The following is a 24,674-nucleotide window of genomic DNA, read 5'->3' on the forward strand; positions in this document are numbered from 1 at the left end:
GCCCCGACACCTCTCGGCGGTCAGGAAGGTGCGCACAATGACCACGACACAGACATCACCCGAACCGGACACCGTCGACGAACGCGGTGACGCGGCGAGGCCGCGGCCCGCGTGGTGGGTCAAGCTGATCGCCTTCGCGGCGTGCCTGTTGACCCTCTGGCACGTCGGGGCGTCCTTCTTATGGATCGCCCCGTACTCCGCGCTCCGCGAGATCCCCACGCAGGAGGTCCTTTCGGGCTACATGCTGCCGATGTTCGGCCAGTCGTGGAGCGTGTTCGCGCCCGAGCCCATCAACGGCGACTACCACTTCAACGTCCGAGCCGTGATCGAGAAGGACGGCGAGCAGATCGAGACCGGTTGGGTCAGCGCGACCGACGTCGAGCTGTCGATGATCCGGTACAACCTGTTCCCGCCGCGCGCCGGCATCCAGTCCAGCGAGGTCGCCAGCGGGCAGATGAACGCCTATAACAAGCTGAGCGACGAGCAGCAGGCGGTCGTCGCACTCGACTACACCGAAGAAGGATGGGAGGAGTGGATGGTGCGCTCCTTCGACGAGCTCGAGGGCGACAACCCGCAGACCGAGGCGTACATGTCTGAGGAGCATCTCTCGACGGCGTACGCCACCCAGGTCGCCTACGCGATCTGGGGCGCGGATGCCGTGGTCGAGGTGCAGTATCGCGTGAGCCGGCAGAACGTCGTGCCCTACGCCGAGCGGAACGACCCCGGTGCGCAGCGACCGGACCCGACGTTCTCGACGACCGGGTGGCGCCTCCCGCTGGAAGAGGAAGGGCAGAGCCGCGAGAACTTCGCGAACACCTTCCGCAGCCAGTTCGAGAGGACCCAGCAGTGAGCGTCCCCGCGAAGACCCACGGACGGCGGCGCGACGGCGGAGCTGGGTCGAAGGGCGGAGCTGCGTCAAAGGGCGGAGCTGCATCGAAGGGGAACGCCGAGAACCGGACGACGAAGGATGCCGCGCGGCAGCCCTCCGCGACGACCACCGCCCCGGCGCCGGTCGAGTCGCCGGCGTCCCCGCATCCGGCGCCCGCATCCGCTCTCGCCTCCGCACCCGCTCCCGCCTCCGCACCCGCCCAGGCGCGGGACGTGAGTCCTGCGTCGTTCCCCGTGCGGCTGCTGACCTTCGCGTCGTCGATGGTCGGCGGGCTGTGGGCCATGGTCGTGTCGGCCATCGACCGTGTCTCCACGTTCATCGGCAACTGGCTCTTCCACGGCAAGAAGGCGCTCTACGGGCTGGCGGTCACCCGCATCCTCTTCGGCGTCACCGCGATCGGCCTCCTCGTCTCGAACTTCGGCACCCGTCTCTACACGTTCGGCTCGGGCTCGGCGTGGAACGGCGAGCTCGCGCAGCCGGTCAGCGACTTCCCGACCATCTGGGTGTTCAGTACGTTCCACGCGGCGATGGGCAACGACGTGCTGTACACCGCGCTGTACCTGATCCTCGGCGTGCTGGCGGTGCTGTTCGTGCTGGGGTGGCGCTTCCGGATCGTGCTCCCGGTGTTCTTCTGCCTGTGGGTCGGTTTCGTCGAGGCGAACGACATGGTGGGCGATCAGGGCGACAACATGTTCCGGATCGCCCTGCTGCTGCTGTTCTTCGCCGACCCCGCTGCTCGCTGGTCTCTCGATGCGCGCCGTCGCGCGAAGAGCGGGGAGTGGTTCGCCTCAGACAGTCAGCCCGCGCTCCTCGGCACGGTCTTCCACAACCTCGCGCTCATGGCGCTGACCGCCCAGGTGTGCTTCGTGTACGCATCCGGCGCGCTGTTCAAGGCCGGCGGAGATCCGTGGAAAGAGGGGTACGCGGTCTACAACCCGCTGCAGACCGCTCGATTCGGCACCTGGCCCGTCCTCAGCGACCTCGTCACGAGCTGGGGGCCCATGGTGGTCGCCGCCAGCTGGGGATCGATCATCCTGCAGGTCGCGTTCCCGCTCATGCTGCTCACCCGCCCCACGCGGTTGATCGGCCTGCTCGGCATCCTGTCGTTCCACATCGGTATCGCGGTGCTGATGGGCCTGCCGTGGTTCTCGCTCACCATGATCGCCATCGACGCGATCTTCATCCGCGACCGCACCTGGGCGCGGCTGAGCGCGGGTGTCGCCCGCCGGTGGGACGCTGCGAAGTCCGCTCCGCCGCCGCGCACGTCTGCCGCGGCGTGAACGAGGTGTGATCGCGCCCGGCCGTCCTGACCCCGCATGACTGCGGTTCGTCTGTGGGCTGACGACAAGCCGTCACCCGAACGAGGTCGCGGCGGGTTGGCGGAATCATACAGGCGACTTCGAGGTCGGTTGTGGCAGATCTACCATGGAGGCATCCCCGATCTTCTCCTGAGAGGAACGCGCCATGGTCGACGCCGCCGTCCGTCCGGACACCACCCCTGCCGAGTCGAACGACTCAGCCGCGCGCCTGCGGCTCGACGTCGATGCCGTCACCGACCTGCTGCTCGGCACCTGGGGCGACACCCGGCGCGAGGCCCGCGAGATGATCAAGGACTCGGCGTTCTGGCGCAAGGACGAGCTCGGCAAGGACGAGCATCGTGAGCGGGTGCTGAGCCAGCTGCACCTCCTCGTCGACAACAAGGCCGTGCATCGCGCGTTCCCCGAGCGCCTCGGAGGCGAGGAGAACAACGGAGCCAACATCGCCGGCTTCGAGGAGCTCGTGGTCGCAGACCCCAGCCTGCAGATCAAGTCGGGTGTGCAGTGGGGGCTGTTCGGCTCCGCCGTGCTGCAGCTGGGCACCGCCGAGCACCACGACAAGTGGCTCCCGGGGATCATGAGTCTCGAGATCCCCGGCGCGTTCGCGATGACCGAGATCGGGCACGGATCCGACGTCGCCGCCGTGGGCACCACCGCGACCTACGACCCCGACACCGAGGAGTTCGTCATCCACACGCCGTTCCGCGCGGCGACGAAGGAGTATCTCGGCAACGCGGCGCTGCACGGCGTCGCCGCCACCGTCTTCGCGCAGCTCATCACGAACGGCGTGAACCACGGAGTGCACTGCTTCTACGTGCCGCTGCGCGGCGAGGACGGCGTCGACCTGCCGGGCATCGGCCGCGAGGACGACGGACTCAAGGGCGGGCTCAACGGCATCGACAACGGGCGTCTGTCGTTCGATCAGGTCCGCATCCCGCGCACCAACCTGCTGAACCGCTACGGCGACGTCGCCGCAGACGGCACCTACTCCAGCGCGATCGACAGCCCCGGTCGTCGCTTCTTCACGATGCTCGGAACCCTGGTGCAGGGGCGTGTCTCACTCGACGGCGCCGCCTCGTGGGCGTCGGCCCTCGGCCTGAAGATCGCGATCACCTACGCGACGCAGCGCCGACAGTTCGACGGCGTCGACGGCCAGGAGGTCGTGCTGCTCGACTACGGCAAGCACCAGCGCCGTCTGCTTCCGCGTCTCGCCACGACGTACGCGCACATCTTCGCGCACGACGAGTTCCTGCAGAAGTTCGACGGCGTCTTCTCGGGTCGCACCGACACCCCGGCCGACCGGGAAGACCTCGAGACCCTCGCGGCCGCGCTCAAGCCGCTGTCGACCTGGCACGCCCTCGACACGTTGCAGGAGGCCCGGGAGGCCTGCGGCGGCGCCGGCTTCATGTTCGAGAACCGCCTCGTCGGACTCCGCGCCGACCTCGACATCTACGTCACCTTCGAGGGCGACAACAACGTGCTCCTGCAGCTCGTCGGCAAGCGCCTGCTCACCGACTTCGCGAAGCAGTTCACGGGGAAGGATGCTGCGGCCCTCGCCAAGTTCGCCGTCGGACAGACCGCCGGCAAGCTGTTCCACGGCGCCGGTCTGCGGCAGTTCGGGCAGTCGGTCGCCGACTTCGGCCAGGTGGCGCGGTCGGTGGAGAACGGGCTGCGCGAAGAGCAGCAGCACCTCCTGCTCGCGGAGCGGGTGCAGCAGATGATCGCCGACATCGCGACGCGTCTGCGCCCCGGCGCGAAGGACAAGGCGCTCGGTTCGCGGCTGTTCAACGAGAACCAGGCCGAGCTCATCGAGGCGGCCCGCGCGCACGGCGAGCTGCTGCAGTGGGAGGCCTTCACCGACGCCGTGCACCGCGTCGAGGACGCCGACACCAAGAAGGTGCTGACCTGGTTGCGCGACCTGTTCGGTCTGCAGCTCATCGAAAAGCACCTCGCCTGGCACCTCATCAACGGCCGGCTGTCGATGCAGCGCGCGGCAGCGGTGTCGAGCTACATCGATCGTCTGTGCGCTCGCCTGCGCCCCCATGCGCTCGACCTCGTCGACGCGTTCGGGTACGAACCGGAGCATGTGCGTGCGCCCATCGCGTCAGGTGCGGAGAAAGTGCGTCAGGACGAGGCGCGCGCGTACTACGCCGCGCTCGCCGCATCCGGTGACGCGCCCGTCCAGGAGAAGGCGCTGAAGCAGAAGAAGCGCTGACGCGCGTCGAGAACGCCCGGGGTGACGAGCGGGGCGCACATCTCCCGCCTAGCCGACGGGGATAGTGTCGACGTCTACCCGCACGAGTTCTGAGGAGTCGACATGACCCGCGTCCACGCCTACGCCGCCCCGAGCGAAGCCGCTCCGCTCGAGAAGACCGTCATCGACCGGCGTGAGCTCGGTCCGCACGACGTGCTGATCGACATCGCCTTCGCCGGCATCTGCCACTCCGACATCCACACCGTTCGCGGTGACTGGGGGCCGCAGAAGTACCCGCTCGCGCCTGGGCACGAGATCGCCGGGACCGTGACCGCTGTCGGCTCGGACGTCACGCGTCACTCCGTGGGCGACCGGGTCGGCGTGGGATGCATGGTCAACTCGTGCGGCGAGTGCCGCAACTGCCAGCGAGGCGACGAGCAGTTCTGCACGAACGGCACGATCCTGACCTACGGAAGCACCGACCGCGACGGCACGATCACCCAGGGCGGATACTCCGAGCAGGTCGTCGTGACCGAATCGTTCGTCGTGCGCATCCCCGACGGCATCGAGCTGGATGCCGCGGCACCGCTGCTCTGCGCCGGCATCACCACCTACTCGCCGCTGCGGCACTGGAACGTCGGCCCCGGCAGTCGCGTCGCCGTCGTCGGACTCGGCGGACTCGGCCACATGGCGGTGCAGATCGCGCACGCCCTCGGCGCGGAGGTCACGGTGCTGTCGCAGACGCTGAACAAGAAGGACGACGGACTGCGCCTCGGCGCCGACCACTACTACGCGACGAGCGACCGGGAGACGTTCCGCAGCCTGCGCTCGTCGTTCGACGTGATCCTCAACACCGTCAGCGCGGTCGTGGACCTGCGCTCGTACCTCAGCCTGCTCGACGTCGGCGGGTCGATGGTGTGCGTCGGCGCTCCGTCCGAGCCGCTGCCGGTGCAGGTGATGTCGCTGATCGGCGGACGCCGCTCGCTCGCCGGGTCGAACATCGGCGGCATCCAGGAGACGCAGGAGATGCTCGACTTCTGCGCCGAGCACGGCATCGCGTCGGAGGTCGAGGTCATCTCCGCAGCACAGATCAACGACGCGTACGAGCGCGTGCTCGCGTCGGACGTTCGCTACCGCTTCGTCATCGACGGATCGACCTTCGCGGACTGAGCGGCCGTCCGGCTCGTTGAACGGTCGGAGCGGATGGGGGCGTTCTCCCGAAGGTTGTTCATCGAGTGGAGTGGGTGGGGACGTCCTCCCGTAGGTCGTTGAGCGAGCGGAGCGAGACGAAACGGGTCAAGGATCGCGGGTCGCGGGTGGGTCGTTGAGCGAGCGGAGCGAGTCGAAACGCGGTGAGATTCCTCGCAGCTGAGCGCCCTGTTCTTCGCTGTTCCGGTGTTCCAGAATTCCCCTCTGATCTGGCCTGTTTCCGAGGATCTCTGAGGTAGGAATGTCGGTGGCCCCGAGTTGAATGGGGGCATGACCCACCCCGCCGCCACCCTCGCCCAGGTCGCGTCCGACCTGGATGCGGTGCTGTCCGGCGACGCTCTCGCGGGTGTGTCCGACGTGGAGCGGCTGACGGTGTTGCAGGCGGCGGGCGCGGTGTTGCGGCGGGTCGAAGCGGTGGTCGTCGAGACTCTCGCGTCGACCGATACGACTGAGCTCGCCCACAGTGCAGGGTGTCGCACCCCCCGCGAGCTCCTGCAACGTGCCCTTCTCCTCGACGGTCCCAGTGCGGGGCGGGTGGTGAAGGCTGTGGGCGCGGTGGCGCGGGAGTCGAGTCCGGTGTCGGGGGAGTGGCTCCCCGCCCGGTGGCCGGCGCTGCTCGACGCTCTCCTGGACGGAGTGATCGGAGTTGCCGGGATCGTGTCGGCGACAGCTCCGGTGGAGGGGATCCGCGACCGTATCGGAACAGAGGAGCGCCTCACCGCGGATGCGTTTCTCGCCGATGCCGCCCGCGGTCTGCGCGACGGGACGGAAACGCGCGACGAGGAGAGTCGAGACGACGACGGTATCGACGCCGGCGCTATCGAGGCGGGCAGCATCGGCCCGGGGGTGATGCCCGAGGATCTGGGGCGCCTCGCGCAGCAGATCGCCCTCGTCCTCGACCCGGATGGACCGGAGCCGGATGATCAGCGGGCGTTGCAGCGTCGCGGTCTGGAGATCGGGCGGCTCCACCAGGGGTTGCACCGCATCACAGGACACCTGCTCCCCGACGCGGCGGCACAGCTGCGGCTGATCGTGGACGCGATGCTCAACCCGAAGGTCGCCGGCGGCCCGCCCCACCCGTCTGGCGTGACATTCGAGGCATCGCAGATGATCGACGCGACCGCCGCACAGGGCGATGACATCGACCCCGATCCGTGGAATGAGGATCCGCGGGCGGTGATCGATCCGCGCACCCATACTCAGAAGCGTCATGATGCGTTCGCAGCAGCGCTGGGGATCGCTGCGCGGCACGAGGAGATGCCCTCACTGGGCGGTGCGGCGCCGACCCTGGTCGTGACGGTGGACGCGAAGGATCTCGTAGTGAATGCCGGGCGCGCGCACCTTCCCGGATCGGATGCGACCATTCCGACGTCTGCGGCCGCGCACAGAGCGTGTGCGGGGGTCATTCAACGCGTGGTCGTCGATGAGGGACGGATCGTGGGGATCACGGTGACAGACCGGGTGTTCACGGTGCACCAGCGGCGCGCGATCGTCGCGCGCGATCGAGAGTGTCTGATCCCCGGGTGTCACGTACCGGCATCGTGGTGCGAGATCCACCACGTGACCGAGCACGCGCGGGGCGGGGCGACGGCGACCGACAACGGTGTGCCGCTGTGCTGGTGGCAACCACCGCTCCCTCGACACCTCCGGGTGGGAGATACGAATGCAGGGCGGTGTGCCTCAGGTTCGCGGTCCGGGGTGGTGGGATCCCACTCGCCGATGGCGCACACCCACCCACAGTGCAACGGCTCTTCACAGGCCACCCGCGTTCGCACGTCGCCGCGGACGACTGCGACCGAGCAACGACACGATTCCCGGCGACGCAGCTCGCCCGGCGACGCAGCTCGCCCGGATTCAGCTCGCTCGGAATCACCTCGCCGAAATCCGGCTCGCAGCGAGACCCCGCGGATGAAGGAGATCGCGTGAGCGTGCGGCCGAGGCTGCGCGCTCTCGGTCGAGCTCTCGGTCGAGTGTCCGCACCGGGCGATACCGTCATCACATGTCCTCCCTTCTCATCGGTCCCGACGAACGTGCGCGGTGCGCCTGGGTCGGCGACGACGCCGAGTACCGCCGCTACCACGACGAGGAATGGGGCACCCCGCTGCACGGCAACCGCGCGCTCTTCGAGAAAATGGCGCTCGAGGGATTCCAAGCGGGGCTGTCGTGGATCACGATCCTCCGCAAACGTCCGCGCTTCCGTGAGGTCTTCGCCGGATTCGATCCCGATACCGTCGCCGAATTCGACGAGACCGACGTGGAGCGGCTCATGGGCGACGCGGGCATCATCCGCAATCGCGCCAAGATCGAGGCGACCATCGGCAACGCACGCATCGTCCGCACGATGGCCGACGGCGAACTCGACGAGCTCATGTGGTCGTTCGCTCCGCCGGCCGCCGGCATCCGTCCCGCGTCGTTCGCCGACGTCCCCGCCGTCACCCCCGAATCGACCGCCCTGAGCAAAGAGCTCCGCCGTCGCGGATTCCGCTTCGTGGGAGCCACGACGATGTATGCGCTGATGCAATCCGCGGGCATGGTCGACGACCACATCGAAGGATGCTGGAGAGCCGCTCGCTTGCAGTGAGCCGTCCATGCGCTCCTACTGGGCAGTTCTCCCCATCGTGTGCGGTATCCCAGCCGGTTAGGATGATCGGGTGTATCGTGCGCCGCCGGGTGTGCGAGAGAGTCTTGAACAGCGAGACCCTGGGGGGGAACCGGGCATGAAGGCGTTGTCGTGGATGCGGGCGCGACCGAAGACACTGGCGTCCGCCGCCGGTGTGACGGTAGGTGTCATCGCTCTCACGACGATGGCGATCAACTATCAGGGGTTCCCGACCACCAAGGTCGACCTCAATGACGGCGGCGTCTGGATCACGAAGGCCTCCAGCCTCCTCGTCGGCCACTTCAACCACGAGTCCACCGTCCTCGACGGAGGGCTCCGCACCACCGGCGAGAACTTCGACATCCTGCAGGACGAGTCCACGATCCTCGTGATCGACGAGAGCGCCGCCACCGTGACGGCCGTCGACCCCGCCCGCGTCTCGCTCGGCGACTCCGCCCGCATCCCGTCGTCATCGAAGGTCGCGCTCGGCCACCAGACCACCGCCATCCTCGACAAGAAGACCGGCAACCTCTTCGTCGTCCCCGTCAAAGGCATCCCGACGTTCAAGTTCGACGGTGCGAAACCCGACGCGAAGCTCGGAGCCAACGCCGACGTCGCCGTCGCTCAGGACGGCACGGTCTTCGGTCTCTCCGCCGACCGCGCCGAGGTCGTCACCATCCCCGTCGACAACGAGGGCGAACCGCTCGAATCGTCGACGGAGTCCCTCGGCGAGATGGATGAAGGCGGAGCCCCGCACATCACGGCCGTCGGGCGCACGCCGGTCGTGCTCGACACCGCGGCGGGCGTCGTCACGACACCCGGCGGCTTCCGCACCGAAGTCCCCGGGGCAGCGGATGCGGTGCTGCAACCGGCATCCGCCGAGACCACCGCTGTCGCGCTCGCGACGAAATCCGCCCTGGTCAGCGTTCCGCTCGACGGCAGCGAACCCGTCGTCACCGACGTCGGCGGCAGCGGCACGCCTGCCGCGCCCGTATCGCTGCGCGGCTGCACCTACGGCGCGTGGGCCGGCTCGGCGAGATTCCTCCGCGACTGCCCCGGCGACAGCAACGACGTCGACGAGCGCATCGAGGGCGCCGAGCAGTCGAAGACGTTGACCTTCCGCGTCAACCGCGACGTCATCATCCTCAACGACGCCGTCGGCGGCGCCGCCTGGATGGCGAACGAGTCGCTGCAGCGGGTCGACAACTGGAACGACCTCACGCCGCCCGAGGGCGAGACGCAGGAGGAGGACAACACCACCCAGGAGACCGTCGAGACGACCCTCCCCGACCGCAAGGAGGAGAACACTCCTCCCGTCGCGGAAGACGACGACTTCGGCGTCCGCCCCGGCGCCACCACCCTGCTGCCGGTGCTCGACAACGACAACGACCCTGACGGCGACGTGCTCGTCGCGACCCTCGTCGATTCGCAGCCATCGCTCGGCACCGTGCAGCAGGTGCAGAACGGCGGGTCGCTGCAGATCGCCGTCGAAGAGGACGCGACCGGCTCCGCGACGTTCGTCTACGAGGCCGACGACGGCCGCACCGGTAAGGACACCGCGACCGTCACGCTCACCGTGCACCCGTGGGATCAGAACGCCGCCCCTGCGCCCAAGCGCAAGACGTCGCTGGTGGTCGAGTCCGGCGGAACGGTGTCGTACAACATCCTCCCCGACTTCATCGACCCCGACGGCGACGACATCTACCTCAAGGGAGTCGAGCCCGCACCGGGCGACGAGGTCGACTTCACCACCGACGGGCAGATCACCTACAAGGCCACCGCCAGCCTGCAGGGGCGCAAAGAGGTGCAGGTCACTGTCGCCGACGGGTTCGGCGAGACCTACGTCGGCACGATCTCGCTCGACGTGCGACCCGAGGGGTCGACCGACCCGAAGACCAACGCCGACCACGTCGTGACGCGCGTCGGCGAGCAGGTCACCGTCGCACCGCTCGCGAACGACACGAGCTCGGGCCGCGAACCACTTCGACTCGGCCGTGTCGACGAGTCGCCCGGCGCGACGATCCTGCCCGACTACCCCAACAAGACGTTCACGTTCTCCGCCCAGGCGCCGGGCACCTACTACGTGCAGTACCTGGCGACCGCCGGCCCGAAGAACGCGCAAGGGCTGGTCCGCGTCGACGTGCAGGACGAGAGCGACAACGACCTGCCGCCGATCGCCGTGCGCGACGTGGCCCTCCTGCCGAGCGGGGGCGACGTGCTCGTCGGCGTGCTCGCCAACGACATGGACCCCGCGGGCGGCATCCTCGTCGTGCAGTCCGTCGTGGTCGAGCCGAGTTCGGGCATCTCGGTCTCCGTCATCAACCACGAGACGCTGCGCATCACAGACCAGGGGTCGCTCTCCGACCAGGTGCGCGTCAAGTACCGCATCTCGAACGGCTCCAAGTCGGCCGAGGGCGAGGTCGTCGTCATCCCGATCCCCGCCGCCGACGAGATCCTGCAGCCGATCGCCAACCCCGACACCGCCTACGTGCGTGCGGGAGACGTCGTCACGATCCCCGTGCTCGACAACGACACCCACCCGAACGACGATGCACTGCACGTCTCGCCCGAGCTCGTCGAAGCGCCAGCGCCCGAAGACGGCGAGGCCTTCGTGTCGCAGGACTCCGTCCGATTCAAGGCGGGCCCCGAGGCGAAGACCGTCTACCTCACGTACGAGGCCGTCGACTCGCGGCAGCAGAAGGCCGCTGCGCTCGTGACCGTCCAGATCCTGCCGATCGACGAAGAGACGAACGCCGCCCCGCGTCCGCAGGACATCGTGGCGCGCGCCCTCGCCGGCACCGAGGTGAACATCGCCGTGCCGCTCGACGGCATCGACGCCGACGGCGACTCCGTCGAACTGCTGGACATCACCTCCAGCCCCGCCAAGGGGCGCATCGTCGAGACGGGCGCGAACTACTTCACCTACGAGGCCTTCGAGGGGTCGAAGGGCGTCGACACCTTCAAGTACCGCGTGCGAGACCGGCTCGGCAAGGAGGGCGTCGCCACCATACGGGTCGGCATCGCCCCCGCCGAAGACGTCAACCAGGCGCCGTATGCCGTGAAGGATGCTGTCGTCGTGCGCCCCGGCCGCGAGATCGCGGTGCCGGTTCTCGCGAACGACTCCGACCCCGAGGGCGACGAGATCACCCTCGTGAAGGACGGACTCGAGGTGCCGGAGATCGACGGCCTGTCGGCCAGGGTCTCGGGCGACCGCGTGCTCGTGCAGGCGCCGAACCGTTCGCTCGAGACATCGCTGCAGTACACGATCCGCGACTCGCGGGGCGCGACCGCATCCGCCGTGCTGCAGATCACCGTCGACGAGGATGTGCCGCTGCAGGCCCCCATCGCCCGCGACGACCGCGTGCGCCCTGAGGACCTCAAGGACGGCGGCCTCACCGCCGAGATCGACATCCTCAAGAACGACGAGGATCCGGACGGCACCACGGAATCGCTCGACGTCACCCTCGGCGCCGGGGCGACCCAGCTCGACAACGGCCTCGTGCAGGTCACCGTGCAGGAGGAGCAGCAGCTCATCCGGTACACGCTCACCGACCGCGACGGGCTCGAGGGTTCCGCGTTCATCTTCGTCCCCGCGGTATCCGGCCTGCGCCCTGCCGTCGACCTCACGAAGCCCGTCGAGGTCGTCAGCGGCGAGACGAAGGCGCTGCCTCTCTCCGAGTACGTGACGGTGGCGGGCGGCGGAACCGCCCGGATCACCGAGCACGCGAAGGTGAGCGCGGTGCACGCCGACGGCTCCGACCTCGTCCAGGACGAGACCGCACTGGTCTACACCTCGGCCGCCGGATACTTCGGGCCTGACGCGATCACCTTCGAGGTCACCGACGGCGACGGTCCGGACGATCCAGCGGGGCGCAAGGCGACGCTGACCATCCCGATCGACGTGCTGCCCCCCGACAACCAGCAGCCGGTGTTCGTGAACAGCCAGATGGAGGTCGCGCCCGGCGAAGACCCGACGTCGCTCGACCTCGCCGCGCTCGCCACCGACCCCGATCCCGAAGACCAGGGCAACCTCGACTTCTCGTTCGTCGGCGGTGACGGCAACGGCGTCTCGGCCAGGGTCGACGGCTCCCAGCTGCTCGTCGAGGCCTCGTCGACAGCGAAGAAGGGCACGGCGCTCACCCTGCGGATCCGCGTCACCGACGGGCAGACGGAACCGGTCGACGGCACCGTCACGGTGCTCGTGTCCGCATCCACTCGGGCCATGCCGGCCGCCAACACCGACACCATCTCCGAGGCGGATCAGGGCAAGCCGATCACCGTCGACGTGCTCGCGAACGACTTCAACCCCTTCCCCGAGACACCGCTCAAGATCGTCTCGGCCGTGCCCGAGGCGGGAATGGGAACCGTGTCGCAGCAGGGTGATCAGCTCGTCGTCACCCCCGCGGCCACTTTCGTCGGCACGTTCGTCGTGCGCTACCGGATCCAGGATGCGACCGAGGACCCCGACCGCGAGGTCAACGGCCAGGTCGTCGTGACCGTGCAGGGCGTCCCCGAGGCCCCCGGCACCCCGGTGGTCACGAGCGTGCAGGACCGGACGGTCGTCGTGTCGTACGGTGCACCGTCGAACAACGGCGCCGAGATCACCGCGTACACGGTGAAGTCGGTGAGCGGGGGCGCCTACACGAAGGAGTGCCGCTCGACGACCTGCACCCTCGACGGCCTGACCAACAACGTGGAGTACACGTTCCAGGTCACCGCGACCAACCGGGTCGGCGAGGGCAAGCCCTCCGGAGCCTCGGCCGTCGCGCGCCCCGACGCGCGCCCCGACACCCCCAACCCGCCCACGCTGAAGTTCGGTGACAAGTCGCTCTCCGTCAGCTGGAAGACGCCGTCGACCCCCGGGTCGCCGGTCGAGAGCTACACGCTCGAGATCTCGCCCGCGCCGCCGTCCGGCGTCGCGCAGAAGGAGGTCACGGGCAACTCGCTCACCTGGGAGGGTCTCGAGAACGGCGGCAACTACCAGGTGCGCGTGCAAGCGCACAACAAGGCTCCCGATCCGTCGAGCTGGAGCAACTGGTCGGCGTCCGAGGTGCCGGCCGGGCCCCCCGTGAAGCCCGCTGCGCCGAGCACGACGCAGCTCGCCTCGGTCGGCAGCGAGGCGCAGATGCAGGTCAACTGGTCGGCGCCGAACCCCAACGGAGACCCGATCGCCAGCTACCAGCTCGAAGTGCGCAACGGCGGCACGGTCGTCAACACGCTCACCCCGAGCGCTGGCGCGACCTCGCAGGCCGTCAAGGTCCCGACGTCGGAGACGCCGTACACCTATCGCATCCGCGCGCAGAACAAGGCCGGATGGGGCGAATGGTCCGAGCTGTCGGCTCCCCGACGCGGCGTCAACGCGCCGGGCGCTCCGACGAGCCTGAGCGGCCAGCCCTCCGACCGGGCGATCGTCAACATCTCGTACAACGAGGGTGCCCGCAACGGCGCGAAGTCGAGCGAGCTCACGTACCAGTACACGTTCAACGGCGGCGGCAGCTGGCAGGCGCTCTCGGGCAACTCCATCGGCGGCCTCTCGAACGGCACCACGTACAACCTGCAGATCCGCGCCGTCGCGACCGTCGACGGCACCACCTACGCGGGTGCGGCGTCGAACGTGGCGTCCGTGGTGCCGTTCGGCCAGCCGCAGGCACCGCAGGCCGGCGCGGAGAACCTCGGGCAGTCGATCAGGCTGTCGTGGAATGCCAACGGCTCCGCCAACGGTCGCCCGATCAACGTCGTGCAGATCAGCGTCGACGGCGGAGGCTGGCAGGGCGTCGGCATGACCGGGTCGCAGACCGTCGGCAACGGCTACGAGCAGTCGCACAGCATCAAAGTGCGGGCGCAGGATTCAGAGGGCAACTGGTCGCCGGAGGCCTCGGCATCCGCCCGCACGAACGACCGCCCCGCCGAGGTGCTCAAGACCGGCAAGGGAGCGTCGGGCAACTGGCCGGGTGAGTGCAACACCTCTACCTGCGCCTACGTCACCCTCGAGGTGCAGAACTTCCGGAGCCCCGGCACCTACACCCTGCGCTGCGACGACGGCGGCCAGTTCGGCAACTCTCGTCGCGAGGTCCCGGTGACCGGCTCGGTGCAGCTGGGCTGCTTCTACGGAAACCCCGGCCGCTCCATCCGCGTCTACATCGTCGAGCTCAACCGCTACGCCGATGCGCTCGTCTGGTACTAGTCAGCACCGCCCGCTCATCGTCACGTACGACCCTTCACAGAACCAGGAACCGACACACTCATGACCATGACCCCCGAACAGGCCGCCTGGTTCCAGGGCACCTTCCAGCGCCTCGTCGACAACGTGGACCGCGCAGTGCAAGGCAAGCGCGAGATCGTCAGCCTCGTGCTCGCCTCGATGCTCGCCGAGGGCCACGTGCTGCTCGAAGACGCGCCGGGCACGGGCAAGACGAGCCTCGCGAAGGCACTGGCCGCGACTGTGCAGGGCACCAGTGCCCGCATCCAGTTCACGCCGGACCTGCTGCCCTCCGACGTCACCGGCGTCACGATCTACGACCAGCAGCAGCACCGGTTCGAGTTCCACAAGGGCCCGATCTTCGCGTCGATCGTGCTCGCCGACGAGATCAACCGCGCCTCGCCCAAGACGCAGTCCGCACTGCTCGAGGTCATGGAGGAATCGCGCGTCACGGTCGACGGCGTCACGCACGAGACCGGGCGTCCGTTCCTCGTGATCGCGACCCAGAACCCGATCGAGCAGGCCGGCACTTACAAGCTGCCGGAGGCGCAGCTCGACCGGTTCCTCATCAAGACGTCGATCGGATATCCCGACATCGCGGTGACCGAGAGCATCCTCGCGGGTGCCTCCGACCGCAACCCGTCGGCGGGTCTCTCGGCCATCATCACGACGAGCGCGGTCGCCGACATGGCCGACCTCGGAGCGTCCGTGCACGTCGAACCCGCCGTGCTGCGGTACGTCGCCGAGCTCGCGGAGGCGACGCGCGAGGATTGCGCCATCCGTCTCGGCGTCTCGGTGCGCGGGGCAATCGCGATGATCCGCATCGCGAAGGTCTGGGCCGCTTCGCAGGGTCGGCACTTCGTGCTTCCCGACGACATCAAGACGCTCGCGCGCCCCGTCTGGCAGCACCGGCTGCTGCTGGATGCCGAGGCCGAGTTCGCCGGCACCTCCAGCGACACCGTCATCGCGCGCGTCCTCGACGCCGTCGCGGCGCCGCAGGCCCGAGCGGCGGCCTGATGACGACGGAGGCTGTTCCGGCTGCGACCGCGCCGATCGACCGCGACGCCGGCTGGCGTGACGTCGCGGCGGTCATCGGCGCGCGCATCCTGCACCGCCTCCGACTCATCGCCGGCGCGATCCGCCCGCTCGCCTGGGTGCTGTCCGCACTGGCGGTCGGCTTCTGGATCATCGGTCAGGTCGCGGGGTGGACGGAGTTCATCGTGGCTGCCGTCGTGCTCGCCATCACGGTCGCCGTGTGCGCTCTGTTCCTGATCGGCCGGACCGCCTACGACGTCTCCCTCGATCTCGCTCGCACCCGCGTCGTCGTCGGCGAGCGGGCCGTCGGCGCCCTCACCCTCGCGAATCGAGGCAGCAGAGCGATCCTGCCCTCCCGCATCGTGCTGCCCGTCGGGTCGGGACGCGGCGAGTTCGGCATCCAACGTCTCGCGCCGGGCGAAGAGGCGGAGGAGCTCTTCGCGATCCCGACCCAGAGGCGCGGGGTCGTGAAGGTCGGTCCCGTGAGCGTGGTGCGCGGCGATCCATTGGGTCTGTTCGAACGGGCGCATCGCCGCGACGAACCGGTCGACCTCTACGTGCACCCGCGCACCGTGCTGTTCGACGGCCAGTCGCTCGGCTACCTCCGTGATCTCGAGGGTCTGCCCGCCGCCGACCTCTCGCGCGACGACGTGTCGTTCCATGCTCTGCTGGAATACCAGCCCGGCGACGACCTGCGCCACGTGCACTGGCGTTCCACCGCACGCACCGGCACCATGATGGTGCGTCAGTACGAGGAGACCCGTCGCTCGCACTTCGTGATCGGCCTCTCGCGTTCGGCGGGAGACTACGCCTCCGACGACGACTTCGAGCTCGCGATCTCCGCCGCCGGCTCCATCGGGCTCCGCGCCATCCGAGACTCGCAGCGCGTCGACGTGCGGGTGCAGGGCCGCGAGCTCGCGGCCGGTACGGGCAAGCAGCTGCTCGACTCGCTCTCGGGAGTTGAGTACTCGAAGCCTCGAGAGGGCGGCATCGACCACTTGGCCGGGGTCGTCTCGCGCACCATGCCCCTCGCGAGCGTCGTCGTGCTGGTGTGCGGTTCGAAAGTCAGCACCGACGACCTGCGTGTCGCGTGCGCTCGTCTGCCCTTCGGCGCGAAGGTGCTCGCCGTCGTCACCGACCGCGGTGTCGGTGCACCCACGCTCCGTCGCATCGGCGAGGCGGACGTCGTGACCGTCGGCGCGCTCGAACAGGTTCCCCTCGCTCTGCAGAAGGTGCTCGCATGACCGCCGTCGCGACCGCGCTCTCGAAGGACTTCGCCGGGATGCCGGTGCGTCGCTGGATCCTCGACCTCGGCGCCACTGCTCTGCTGGTCGGGGTGTCGATCGTCGGATTCTGGCCCACCTTCGCCGGTGCGTCGTACCTGCCGGCGGCGATCGGCGCTTTGCTCCTCGGTCTCGTCGTCGCCGCCGTGGCGGCGTGGCGGCGCTGGGGCATCCTCATCGTCACCGGCCTCACGGTCGCGGTGTACTTCGTGCTGGGCGGCGCTCTCGCCCTGCCGCACACCACCATCCTCGGCGTCATCCCGTCGCTGGAGACCCTCGAGAAACTCGCGGTCGGCACCGTCACGGCGTGGAAGCAGCTGCTCACGACCGTGGCGCCCGTCTCAGGCACCGACGGGCACTTCCTCGTGCCTTTCCTGCTCACGCTCGTCGCCACCGTTCTCACGGCGTCGCTGGCGTTGCGGACGTCTCAGGTGGCGTGGGCGCTGCTGCCGGCAGGGGTGATGCTCGTGCTGGTGATCGCGCTCGGCACGCCCGAACCCGCGTTCCCGGTGCTGCAGGGTCTCGTCTTCGCGGTGCTCGCGACCGCCTGGCTCGCGCTGCGCCAGCTGTGGGCGCCGAACAACGCCGCCGTGTCGGTGAGCGAGGTCGACCCCTCGCGCGCCGCGCACATGCGGATGCGCCGGTTGCTCGCCGGGGTGGCCGTGCTCGCCGTGGCCGGCGGCGCGGGTGTCGCGACGAGCGCGATCGCCGCTCCCGAGCAGCCGCGGCACGTGTTCCGCGATGTGATCATCCCCCCGTTCAACATCCGCGACTACCCGAGCCCGCTGCAGGCGTTCCGCAAGAACGTGCGTGACGAGGCGGGTGACACCCTGTTCACCGTCACCGGTCTGCCGAAGGGTGCGCGCGTGCGCACCGCGGTCATGGACCAGTACGACGGCATGGTCTACAACGTCACAGACGGCGGCCCCGATTCGTCGAGCGCCTTCACTCCGATCCGTGCGAACATGTCGCCGGACGCCGAGGGCATCCCGGTGACCCTGCAGGTCGAGATCGGGGAGTACCGCGGGGTGTGGGTGCCCGACGCCGGACAGGTCTCGCAGATCGACTTCACCGGGTCGCGCGCCGAAGACCTGCGCCGCTCCACCTACTACAACACCTCGACCGGCACGGCGGTGTCGACCTCGAAGCTGACCGAGGGCGACGCCTACACGGTCGATGCCGTCATCCCCGCCGAGTACGACGACACGCAGCTCGCCGACATCGGCTTCGGTTCGGTACCGCTGCCGAAGCAGAGCAACGTGCCCGAGGAGCTGACCTCGCTCGCCGCGGAGACCGTCTCGGGAGCAGAGTCTCCGATCGAGCAGGTGCGGGCGCTCGAGACGTTCCTCGCCGAGGGGGGATTCTTCAGCCACGGTCTCGAGGGCGAGGTGCTGTCGCGCGCCGGTCACACCGCCGAGCGCATCACCACCCTCATCGGCGGCGACCAGATGATCGGCGACGACGAGCAGTACTCGGTCGCGATGGCGCTGCTCGCGCGAGAGGTCGGCATCCCCGCGCGCGTCGTCATGGGCTTCTACCCCGACGAGGAGCAGGTCGGCGACGCCGTCTTCACGGCGACCGGCGACAACATCCACGCCTGGGTCGAGGTGAACTTCGAGGGCCTCGGCTGGCTCACCTTCAATCCGACGCCGCCCGAGGACAAGGTCCCGAACGACCAGAACACCAAGCCCAAGGTCGACCCGAAGCCTCAGGTGCTGCAGCCGCCGCCCCCGCCGCAGGAGCCCGTCGACCTGCCGCCCACCCTGCCGGACGACCGCAAGGGCGACGACGAGACCCTCAACATCCTCGGCATCCTCGGCACGATCCTCGTGATCGGCGGCATCTCGCTGTCGATCCTGGCGCTCCTGGCCTCCCCGTTCATCGTGATCGGCGCGTGGAAGGCCGCGCGTCGTCGCAGCCGCCGCCATGCCGAGCGCGCGTCCGACCGCATCAGCGGCGGGTGGGACGAGCTCGCCGATCGTGCGGTCGACTACGGGGCGCGGATCCCGCCCGGCGGCACCCGGTCGGAGGAGGCGGCGACCGTCGCCGCGACCCTGACGCTCCCGCAGGTGACCACGCTCGCGCGACGCGCGGATGCCGAGGTGTTCGGCCCGGCCGAGCCCACAGCCGAAGACGTCGACGCCTTCTGGACCGAGGTCGACACGATCGTGGGCGGCCTCGGCAAGGAGGCCGGATTCTGGAAGCGCATGAAGGCGCGGCTGAGCCTGCGGTCGCTCATGGACGGCACCGCGGTGTCGACCGGTCTGCAGAACCTCAGAGAGGCGGCGGCCGCGCGCGTCCGCCGCGAACCTGGCACGATCGAGAACAGCCCTCGTCCGACGACCTCCACCTCAACCGAGAGCGAGACATCATGACGCAGCCCTCGTCCGGCGGCATCGCCCCGATCTCCCGGCGCGCGATCGCCTACCTGATCGACGCGCTGATCGCCGGCGGCATCGCCGTGGTCCTGTTCGGCGCCCTGCTGCTGGCGTCGTCGCTCTCGGGGTCACTCGAAGCGTCGATCGGGATCCTGCTCATCGGCGGGCCGCTCGTGAGTCTGCTGGTGCTCGGGTGGTTCGTGTTCTACACGTTCATGCAGGCGGGCCGGGGCTCCATCGGCATGCGCGCCCAGGGTCTGCGGCTCGTGTCGGAAGACGGCTCGAGCCTCGGCTTCGGACGGACGCTGCTGCGCAACGTCATCTTCGGCCTCGCCGCGGGCATCGTGGTGGGGTACTTCACGCCTCTGTTCGACGGGTCGGGGCGTTTCCAGGGCTGGCACGACAAGGTCGCGAAGTCGCTGATGCTCGACGCACGCGCCGACGGGTCAGGGGCGCAGACGCGGCCGACTGCAGTGTCGGCACCGGCGGCCGGGCAGGCGGCAGGTCAGGCGCCGACGGCAGGTCAGGCGCCGACGGCAGGTCAGGCGCCGGCGGCAGATCAGGCGTTCCCGGCGCCGGGGTATGCGGCGCCGTCCGCGGCCGGAGCGCCGGCCATCCCCGGCATCCCGGCCCCGCCGTCCGCACCGCAGAGCTTCGCGGCACCTCAGGCTCCGCAGTACGCGCCCCCGCAACCCTACGCGCCCGCCCCCGCGGTGCCACCGGTGCCCCCGATGCCGGTGGCACCGGGATCGGATGCCGCCACGGCTCCCTCGACTGCAGGCCCGCTAACCGATTCCGACGAGACCCCCTCCGACGTCTCCGCCGCGCCGCCTGCTCCCGCTGCGCCGCCTGCTCCCGCTGCGCCGGCTCCGGCCGCTCCCGCTGCTCCGCCTGCTCCCGCGACGCGCGACGAGGGCGTGATCGCGTTCGTCCCCGGGATCACTCTGGATGCTCCGCCGCAGCGCGCGGCTGCGCCGGAGGCCTCCGCTGCACCGGCACCGGCACCGGCACCGGCGGCGGAGGCGCCAGTTGCGATCCCCCCGGCCCCCGCCTTCCCCGCCGCGCCGGCCTTCCCCGCAGCCCCCGCTTTCCCCGCCGCGCCGACGGTCGATGCCGATCAGCCCGAAGGTGTCGCGGATGACCTGGAGGAGACGCGCATCAGCATCCCCGGTCACCGCCTCGTCTTCACGTGGGACGACGGGACCCGCGTCACCGTCTCGCGGCGTACCGTCTTCGGACGCAACCCCGAGCAGGAGGAGGGCGCGGTCGTCGTGCCCGTGCGCGACGAGACGCTGTCGCTGTCGAAGACCCACTTCGAGGCCGCGGCGTCGACCTCGGGCGGCTGGGTGCTCGACCGCTTCTCGACGAACGGCTTGACCCTGGTCCGCGACGGGCAGCGCATGGCATGCCCGGCCGGCCAGAGAGTGCCGGTGCGGCTCGGCGACGCACTCGAGATCGGTGACCGCATCGTGACGATCGGCGGGTACGCATGAGCATCCCGCTGGCGGTCTCGACGGGTGCGGCCACGCACACCGGTCTGCGCCGAACGCTGAACGAAGACGCGTTCCTCGCGGACTCGCCGGTGTTCCTCGTCGCCGACGGAATGGGCGGGCACGAGGCAGGAGAACGAGCGAGCGCGGCCGTGATCGCCGAGTTCGCACGCCACACCGGACGCCCGGCTCTCGACCTCGACGATGTGCGCGACGCCGTGGCCGTCGCGCGGTCGGCGGTCGAGGGGCTCTCGACCACGAGCAATGGGCGCGCCGGGACGACGCTCAGCGGCGTCATCATCGCGAACGTCGACGGCATGGGCTACTGGCTGGTCCTCAACATCGGCGACTCGCGGGTGTACCGCCTCGAAGACGGCGACCTCGAGCAGGTGAGCGTCGACCACTCCGTCGTCCAGGAGCTCGTCGAGTCCGGCGAGCTGCGACCGGAAGACGCGCAGACCGATCGTCGACGCAACATCATCACCCGTGCGATCGGCGCGGGGAGCGACGGCGAGGTCGACTACTGGCTGTTCCCGGCCGAGCTCGGCGATCGTCTGCTGGTCTGCTCGGACGGGCTCTCGTCCGAGCTCAGCGACGGCGCGATCCGCGAGATCCTCATGGTCGAGGATGACCCGCAGCGTGCCGCCGACATCCTCGTGTCCAGCGCCGTGCACGCGGGCGGACGCGACAACGTCACCGTCGTCGTGATCGACGCGATCGCCGTGGCCTCCCGCCCTGGGACGCTCGTCGAGACCGATGAACCGGATATCGCGGACACGCGTCCGCGCGAAGCCGCAGGAGGAGTGCGCTGATGCGTGTGAACTACCGCCCAGGAACCTGGAACGCACTGGTCCGGGAGCGCGTCGTGCTCGTGCTCCCCGAATCGGTGGACGCCGCTCTCGTCGCCGAAGCCTGGGAGCGCTTCGACGCCGTCCGCGAGCTGGGCGACCTCGTCGACCTGCTCTCATCGCGCTCCGGCGGGTCGCTGTCGTCGCTCCCCGAGTTCGCGGCGGTCCTGCTCGACGGCGACGACGCGCGCATCGCCGTGCGCGGCCGCCCCGAGGTGACGGTCGAGACCCCCGGCGGCAGCACGCGCGTCACCGGCGCCGAGGTGTCGACCTGGAGCGAGCGGCTGGTCCGCGGCGCCTCGGCCATCACTGTGAGCACCGGTGAGGAAGGGGCGGATGCCGTCGACCTGCCCGTCCTCGGTGGCGTCGTGCGCGCGGCATCCCTCGAGATCGACCCGCCGGGTTCCGCGGCGGAGTCGCACGTCCGCCCCGAGTCGGCGCTCGGCGCGCCGGTCGCGGCATCCGCGACATCCGGCGCAGCTGGCGAGCCTGCCCCTCCGGTGGCGGAGACCGCCACCGGATCCGGTTCGGACGCCGTCCCCGCCGGTGCCTCTGACGCGGCCGGCGCAGGCGTCGGCGGCCTCGCAGGGCTGGCCGGGGCCGCTCCGCTGCTCACCCCGACGATCGCCCCGGTCCCGACGCCGGTGCCGGTCGGTGGCGACGACGGCGCGTCCGACGGGAGCGTTGACGGCGCGTCCGACGGGAGCGTTGACGGCGCGTCCGACGGGAGCGTTGACGGCGCCGAGCAGGACGGTCAGCAGCAGCAGGAGCAGCAGGAGCAGCAGGAGCAGCAGGACGTGGCCGAGCCGGACGTGGCCGACACGATCCTTCCCGAGCCCGAGCCCGAGCCCGAGCCCGAGCCCGAGCCCGAGTCCGAGCCTGATCTGACCGACACGCTCCTGCCGGAGGACGTGAACTCCGGCCAGGAGATCGACGAGTTCGATCTGCTCTTCGGCCAGACGATCCACCGCCCGGCCGCCGATGACGCCACTCCGCTCGAGCCCGCACCGCTCGAGCCCGCTCCGCCCGCGCCGGCTCCGCCCGCGCCCGCTGCGGCTCCGCCCGCACCCGCTCCGTTCCCGTCGGCATCGGTCGGTCACGAGCCCGTCGACCCGTCGGTCACCGGCGATCACGACGGGGCGACGATCTCGGCGGCCGAGGCCCGGGCCATGCGCCGGGACTCAGCCCCCGTCTCGCCCGAGGCGCCGACCGTGGCCCTGCCCGTGGTCGACAGCACCGGGCGCATCCGCGTCTCGACCGGACAGGTCGTCACTCTCGACCGCACCGTGATCATCGGCCGCCGCCCGCGTTCGACGCGCGCCAGCGGGGCGAACCTCCCGCACCTCGTGGCCGTCGAGAGCCCGCAGCAGGACATCTCGCGCAGTCACCTCGAGGTGCGCCCTGAGGGTGACACGGTCGTGGTGATCGATCTGCACACGACGAACGGATCGACTCTGCTCCGCTCCGGGTCCGACCCGGTGCGTCTGCACCCGGGCGAGCAGACGATCGTGCTCTCGGGCGATGTGGTCGACCTCGGCGACGGAGTGACTGTCGCCTTCGAGGACCTGCCGTGAGTCGGCGTCCCTCACCGCCGCCCGAACTCCCGGGCTTCACCTACGTCGAGCCGCTCGGCACCGGCGGCTTCGCTGACGTCTTCCTGTACGAGCAGCAGATGCCCCGCCGCCGCGTCGCGGTCAAGGTCCTGCTCGCCGACCGTCTCGCGAGCAGCGCGGCGCAGGAGTTCGCCGACGAGGCGAACGTCATGGCCATGCTGTCGACGCATCCGGCGATCGTCACGATCTACCAGGCAGGGGTGGCCGGGGACGGCCGTCCGTACCTCGTGATGGAGTACTGCCCGCGGCCGAACCTGCAGGTGCGCGCGCGCAAGGAGCCGTTCTCGGTCGCCGAGGCCCTGCGCGTCGGCGTGCAGGTCGCCGGTGCGGTCGAGACCGCCCACCGTGCAGGAGTGCTGCACCGCGACATCAAGCCGGCGAACATCCTCGTCACCGAGTACAACCGGCCGGCGCTCACCGACTTCGGCATCGCGTCGACGGCCGGGGCCACCGGCGAGGCGTCCGGCATGTCGATCCCGTGGTCGCCCCCCGAGTCGTTCGCCGACCCGCCGCAGAGCGGTCCGCGGACCGACGTGTGGGCGCTCGGCGCGACGCTGTACACCCTGCTCGCCGGCCGCTCGCCGTTCGAGCGGCAAGGCGAGCGGAACTCCGGCGCCGACCTGATCGAGCGCATCGAACGGGCGGCGCTGCTGCCCCTGGGGCGGCCGGATTCCCCCGACAGCCTGCAGCGCGTGCTCGAGCGCTCGATGGCGAAGAATCCCGATGACCGCTTCCCCAGCGCCGTGGCGTTCGCGCGGGCGTTGCAGAAGGTGCAGATCGAGCTGTCGCACTCGGTGACCCCGATCGACATCGTCGACGACCACCCGCCGGCCGAGGATCTCGATGACGACAACGACGGTCTCACCCGGGTCCGCGAGATCGTCAGCATCGATCCCGACGTCGCCGCGTTCACGCGACCGTCGGCCGCCACACAGCCCAAGGGGCCGTCGTTCGCGTCGCCCGAAGTGCCCCGCTTCGACAGCCCTGATCCGGTCGACGAGGCGACGCAGTTGCGCGCCCCGACCGCGGCTCCGGTGCCCGACGACGACGACCGCACCGTCGCGCGGGGACCAGTGGTCGTGTCGCCGCAGGCCGGCGGAACGGTCGCGCCGACGGCGTCCGGTCCGTCCTCCGCCGACACTGCGCACGCGCACCCGTCGACGACCTCCGAGACGGAGTCCGCGGAACCGCCGTCGCAGCCGGCGCGGAGTCGCAAGGGCCTCTGGATCGGCCTCGTCGCAGCGGGCGTCGTCGTGGTCGCCGGCGCGATCGTCGGGCTCAACCTGCTGGTCGCGAGCATGCCGGCCCCGGATCCGGTCGCCACCGAGGACGAGGTCGATCCGCAAGATGTCGTGTCCGACGTCGTCCCCAAGGTCTCCGACCTCGCGGGCACGAGATCGGGGGACAGCGTCACCTTCACGTGGACCAACACGGATCCGCTGGAAGGCGACAGCTTCATCTGGATGCCGATCGACCTCAGCGGCGCGGGCACGCCGTCGACCACGGCGGAGACGACCGCGACGGTCACCGGCGCTGCCGCGGGGCAGGTGTGCATCGACGTCTCCCTGCGCAGGGACGATGGTCGGGCGTCGGAACCGGTGCGGGGGTGCGTGGGATGACG

14 protein-coding genes are annotated in these 24,674 nt (G+C 69.9%); all 14 read left to right on the forward strand.

The window, feature by feature from the left end; all coding sequences use genetic code 11:
• The first annotated feature begins 37 nt into the window (after nt 1-37).
• The 14 genes from FSY98_RS10655 (at nt 38) to FSY98_RS10720 (ending at nt 24,672) form a co-directional block, all read left to right on the forward strand.
• Nucleotides 38-850 carry a DUF5819 family protein gene (locus FSY98_RS10655; protein ID WP_144876449.1) on the forward strand — a complete coding sequence of 271 codons (813 nt, stop codon included), beginning with the start codon at nt 38-40 and terminating at the stop codon, nt 848-850.
• Entirely contained in the window at nt 847-2,169 is a 1,323-nt protein-coding gene (locus FSY98_RS10660) for an HTTM domain-containing protein (protein ID WP_396652340.1), read from the forward strand. Before FSY98_RS10655 ends, FSY98_RS10660 begins: the two co-directional genes overlap by 4 nt.
• 184 nt (nt 2,170-2,353) lie before the next feature.
• Nucleotides 2,354-4,420 (forward strand): acyl-CoA dehydrogenase, encoded by a 2,067-nt coding sequence (locus FSY98_RS10665; protein ID WP_144876451.1) that lies wholly within the window; start codon nt 2,354-2,356, stop codon nt 4,418-4,420.
• 102 nt (nt 4,421-4,522) lie between these two features.
• Nucleotides 4,523-5,569 carry an NAD(P)-dependent alcohol dehydrogenase gene (locus tag FSY98_RS10670; RefSeq protein WP_144876453.1) on the forward strand — a complete coding sequence of 349 codons (1,047 nt, stop codon included), beginning with the start codon at nt 4,523-4,525 and terminating at the stop codon, nt 5,567-5,569.
• A 309-nt stretch (nt 5,570-5,878) separates the two neighbouring features.
• Nucleotides 5,879-7,534, forward strand: a complete 1,656-nt coding sequence (locus FSY98_RS10675; RefSeq protein WP_144876456.1) for an HNH endonuclease signature motif containing protein — start codon at nt 5,879-5,881, stop codon at nt 7,532-7,534.
• Between the two features lie 73 nt (nt 7,535-7,607).
• Nucleotides 7,608-8,189, forward strand: a complete 582-nt coding sequence (locus tag FSY98_RS10680) for a DNA-3-methyladenine glycosylase I (RefSeq protein WP_144876458.1) — start codon at nt 7,608-7,610, stop codon at nt 8,187-8,189.
• A gap of 136 nt (nt 8,190-8,325) precedes the next feature.
• Nucleotides 8,326-14,391, forward strand: a complete 6,066-nt coding sequence (locus FSY98_RS10685) for an Ig-like domain-containing protein (RefSeq protein WP_144876460.1) — start codon at nt 8,326-8,328, stop codon at nt 14,389-14,391.
• A 60-nt stretch (nt 14,392-14,451) separates the two neighbouring features.
• On the forward strand, nt 14,452-15,423 hold the full coding sequence (locus FSY98_RS10690; RefSeq protein ID WP_144876462.1) for a MoxR family ATPase: 972 nt from the start codon (nt 14,452-14,454) through the stop codon (nt 15,421-15,423).
• Nucleotides 15,423-16,685, forward strand: coding sequence for a DUF58 domain-containing protein (locus FSY98_RS10695; protein ID WP_144876464.1), 1,263 nt, complete (start codon nt 15,423-15,425; stop codon nt 16,683-16,685). Before FSY98_RS10690 ends, FSY98_RS10695 begins: the two co-directional genes overlap by 1 nt.
• Nucleotides 16,682-19,099: a transglutaminase domain-containing protein gene (locus tag FSY98_RS10700; protein ID WP_144876466.1), complete on the forward strand. Its 2,418-nt coding sequence runs from the start codon at nt 16,682-16,684 to the stop codon at nt 19,097-19,099. The genes FSY98_RS10695 and FSY98_RS10700 overlap by 4 nt, the downstream gene beginning before the upstream one ends.
• Nucleotides 19,096-20,595 (forward strand): RDD family protein, encoded by a 1,500-nt coding sequence (locus tag FSY98_RS10705; RefSeq protein WP_144876468.1) that lies wholly within the window; start codon nt 19,096-19,098, stop codon nt 20,593-20,595. The genes FSY98_RS10700 and FSY98_RS10705 overlap by 4 nt, the downstream gene beginning before the upstream one ends.
• Nucleotides 20,592-21,404: a PP2C family serine/threonine-protein phosphatase gene (locus FSY98_RS10710; protein WP_144876470.1), complete on the forward strand. Its 813-nt coding sequence runs from the start codon at nt 20,592-20,594 to the stop codon at nt 21,402-21,404. Before FSY98_RS10705 ends, FSY98_RS10710 begins: the two co-directional genes overlap by 4 nt.
• The gene (locus FSY98_RS16840; protein WP_222119150.1) at nt 21,404-23,014 is read left to right on the forward strand and encodes an FHA domain-containing protein; all 1,611 of its coding nucleotides are present in this window, start codon (nt 21,404-21,406) and stop codon (nt 23,012-23,014) included. The genes FSY98_RS10710 and FSY98_RS16840 overlap by 1 nt, the downstream gene beginning before the upstream one ends.
• Nucleotides 23,011-24,672, forward strand: a complete 1,662-nt coding sequence (locus tag FSY98_RS10720) for a serine/threonine-protein kinase (protein WP_144876472.1) — start codon at nt 23,011-23,013, stop codon at nt 24,670-24,672. Before FSY98_RS16840 ends, FSY98_RS10720 begins: the two co-directional genes overlap by 4 nt.
• Nucleotides 24,673-24,674: the final 2 nt, after the last annotated feature.

This window comes from Microbacterium sp. 1.5R, from assembly GCF_007667425.1.
Taxonomy (GTDB): domain Bacteria; phylum Actinomycetota; class Actinomycetes; order Actinomycetales; family Microbacteriaceae; genus Microbacterium.

Bases quoted from the DNA above. Each gene is read 5' to 3' on its own strand.
- FSY98_RS10710 (WP_144876470.1), top strand. From the start codon at position 20,592: ATGAGCATCCCGCTGGCGGTCTCGACGGGTGCGGCCACGCACACCGGT.
- FSY98_RS10665 (WP_144876451.1), top strand. From the start codon at position 2,354: ATGGTCGACGCCGCCGTCCGTCCGGACACCACCCCTGCCGAGTCGAAC.
- FSY98_RS10675 (WP_144876456.1), top strand. From the start codon at position 5,879: ATGACCCACCCCGCCGCCACCCTCGCCCAGGTCGCGTCCGACCTGGAT.
- FSY98_RS10655 (WP_144876449.1), top strand. From the start codon at position 38: ATGACCACGACACAGACATCACCCGAACCGGACACCGTCGACGAACGC.
- FSY98_RS16840 (WP_222119150.1), top strand. From the start codon at position 21,404: ATGCGTGTGAACTACCGCCCAGGAACCTGGAACGCACTGGTCCGGGAG.
- FSY98_RS10700 (WP_144876466.1), top strand. From the start codon at position 16,682: ATGACCGCCGTCGCGACCGCGCTCTCGAAGGACTTCGCCGGGATGCCG.
- FSY98_RS10705 (WP_144876468.1), top strand. From the start codon at position 19,096: ATGACGCAGCCCTCGTCCGGCGGCATCGCCCCGATCTCCCGGCGCGCG.
- FSY98_RS10695 (WP_144876464.1), top strand. From the start codon at position 15,423: ATGACGACGGAGGCTGTTCCGGCTGCGACCGCGCCGATCGACCGCGAC.
- FSY98_RS10690 (WP_144876462.1), top strand. From the start codon at position 14,452: ATGACCATGACCCCCGAACAGGCCGCCTGGTTCCAGGGCACCTTCCAG.
- FSY98_RS10685 (WP_144876460.1), top strand. From the start codon at position 8,326: ATGAAGGCGTTGTCGTGGATGCGGGCGCGACCGAAGACACTGGCGTCC.
- FSY98_RS10670 (WP_144876453.1), top strand. From the start codon at position 4,523: ATGACCCGCGTCCACGCCTACGCCGCCCCGAGCGAAGCCGCTCCGCTC.
- FSY98_RS10680 (WP_144876458.1), top strand. From the start codon at position 7,608: ATGTCCTCCCTTCTCATCGGTCCCGACGAACGTGCGCGGTGCGCCTGG.